Source organism: Rubripirellula obstinata, assembly GCF_001642955.1.
Taxonomy (GTDB): domain Bacteria; phylum Planctomycetota; class Planctomycetia; order Pirellulales; family Pirellulaceae; genus Rubripirellula; species Rubripirellula obstinata.
In genome coordinates, this window is record NZ_LWSK01000239.1 from 1 (window position 1) to 2,642 (window position 2,642).

A 2,642-nucleotide genomic window follows, 5' to 3' on the forward strand; every position below is an offset into this window, starting at 1 on the left:
TCACGTTTTCAATCCACACGCCCCGCCGCGAAGCGGCTTACTTGAACCATGGGTTGTTACGGAGTGGCGGTGGCACGCTTTTCCGTTTACTTGCAAGTCAATCGCCGCCACCCGCAAAACCCTACCGTTATCCGACTGAACGACACGACATGCAACTCGGCACGGCGACCGTATATGACTCCGAATGCGAACTCCACGGCTCGACTGACGATCCGCCATTTGCTTACCACAACATTAGCAGTTGCAATAGGCTTTGCCTTGGTACTCCCGCAGGGCACACCGATGCTTTTCCGCCTCCTTGGATTTTCGATTGGGTGCTACGGCCTTGCAACACTAGTCTTCGCCCTCAGCACCTCGGTCGCTTCACCCATGCGTGAATTCATCTTTTTGATGGGACTGCCAGTCTACCTATGTTGTATTATTTCCGGTTTGGTGTTCTGCTTGATGCTGTTTGTGTCGGCTTTCGCCATGCTCTTTCCCAATGCGTTCGGATAACCATGGGATGCACCGGAGTACGGCTTGCACGCTTTTTCCTGATGGTCAACTTCACTCTCCGTACCCGGTGATCCCGGACGTTATCCCACTTTGGATTGCAAGTCGTTTGGTCGTGCAGTATCTCTTCCCACGGCGGAACGCAGTGTCGACGTTTTGCTCGGTTGCTAACGTCTTTCGATTCATCTATTCAGGTTACACTCGTTCGCCTAACGCTCAACGCCGCATGGATGATTGGGCACGGAAAAAGGGAAGGGGGTAGTTTTCAGAATGAAAACTCGCAACGGCTAACAAAACCGATTAATTACCCCTTTCCCTTTTTCTGTGCCCTGAACTTAAACGTTATCCCGCTTAACTGGAACATTGAGCAACGGCAATGTAGGATATGTGCTTGTCTCAAACCTTGGAAATCATCATGAAATCACCTCTGCTATTATCGTTGTTCTTCGCTTGCTTTTTGTCTCCTACCTTGGTTCGAGGAGACTTGGTAATTAATCCGGATGCATTTGCTACATATCGAAACCAAGATGCCAGCGGTTTTCAGTTCGCCTTCAATAACACATTTCAGTCAAACAACTTCCCTTCGTTTGGCTCGTTTGGTGTGGAGGATCGAGCTGTTGGTGAATTTGACATTTCATCGTTATCCTCCAGTGTTGCCGCCGCAACTCTAAATCTCAATTTGACTGTCAATTCTGGAGACACCTCCATTCCGTTAAATTACGATTTGTTTGTGTTTTCCGGAGACGGTGTCGTTAACGCATCGTCTACCGCTGACGTTGCCGCTGGAGTCCTTGCCGACAGTTTTGTGATTTCATCTGAACCGACTGGATCCGTAATTCAAATTGACGTCACCAGCCAACTCAATCAACTAATCGCAAATGGTGATAATTTCGCGGGATTCAACCTTGGATTCAATGGCAGTGAACCGCCTGCAGATCGTTTTACGCGATTGAGCAATTTTTCCGACGGCACAAACAATGTCCCGACCTTGAGTATTACGTCCGTGCCCGAACCATCATCATTCATCTTGGTTGCAATTCCAATGTTTTTCCTTGCCTTGAACCGACGTCGCGGGATAACAAACGGATGAACCGAAGTCGCCGACAGCGCGGTAATTGAATGGTTAATCTAATCCGGCGACTCGGTTATCCTGACCGTTATCCGACTGACGTAATGAAGCGTATTAGCCTACTCTGGATTTCCTTGCTTGTCGCATTACTGCCGTGTTGCCGATCCTCTCTCGGTCGACCAGACGCCGATTGGATTTCGGACTTCGATCGCACAACAACGCTCACGCTCGAATCGGGCGACGTAACGCTTGAGTTGTCGGACCCCTCGACGATTGATCGCCTTTCTTCGATCTACGCCAACGTGTCATGGCAACGCTACTGGCATACGCTACCCGGAGACGTCGGCGACCGATCTATTCGGCTGACTTCCGGTGGCGATACTCTGCGCACCCTCTGCTACACTGGCATCCTCTGGGAATCTGATGCCTACGATGATGTCCGGACTGCCGAGCTGTCGGACGGCGATCGTGATTGGGTTGACTCGCTTTTTTCGCGTATTGACAACGCAGAACCCAAAGTGGCGGATAACCATGACATGCACCGGAGTGGCGGTGGTTAGTTTTTTCGTTTGCTTGCACGTCTTTCGCCGCCACCCGGTGATGTCTACCGTTATCCGACTGAGACACGGACACTTGCTGCCCGCCTCGCGTTCTGCGGGGCACAACCTACGCATGAAACACGACCGCCAACACTGCTTTGCCCCCAACGCTCGACCAATACTCAAGTCCAGACTGCCCTGCGGGGCATCAACCAACGCCTGACTTCCAATGCTCAATCAATGCTGACGTGCCGGATGCACTGCGTGGCATCAACCAACACCTGTGCCTGGACACTCGACTTACTGCTGATCGCCAAAACTTGCTTTGCCGGCGACACTTTGCTACGATTTCAACACGGTGATTGCCACCCACAGGGACGAAGTCCGCGCCGACGGGCCGCATCGCAATGGTGTATTGCGGATAACCATTGCATGCACCGGAGTGGCGGCCGCACGCTTTTCTCTCTGCTTGCACGTCAAATCCCGCCACCTCGGTGATGCTTACCGTTATCCGACTGAGCCGCGAACATTTGCTGCCCGCC

General features: G+C 51.9%; 4 protein-coding genes. All 4 read left to right on the forward strand.

Annotated features, from left to right (window positions below; genetic code table 11):
* The first annotated feature begins 369 nt into the window (after positions 1–369).
* The gene (locus tag RC85_RS28950) at positions 370–495 is read left to right on the forward strand and encodes a hypothetical protein (RefSeq protein ID WP_261340496.1); all 126 of its coding nucleotides are present in this window, start codon (positions 370–372) and stop codon (positions 493–495) included.
* Positions 496–907: 412 nt separating this feature from the next.
* On the forward strand, positions 908–1,582 hold the full coding sequence (locus RC85_RS25335; protein WP_162273290.1) for a hypothetical protein: 675 nt from the start codon (positions 908–910) through the stop codon (positions 1,580–1,582).
* An 83-nt stretch (positions 1,583–1,665) separates the two neighbouring features.
* Positions 1,666–2,121: a hypothetical protein gene (locus RC85_RS25340; protein ID WP_157594071.1), complete on the forward strand. Its 456-nt coding sequence runs from the start codon at positions 1,666–1,668 to the stop codon at positions 2,119–2,121.
* A 337-nt stretch (positions 2,122–2,458) separates the two neighbouring features.
* The coding region (locus tag RC85_RS27980; protein ID WP_162273291.1) for a hypothetical protein at positions 2,459–2,642 on the forward strand (184 nt) is incomplete at its 3' end.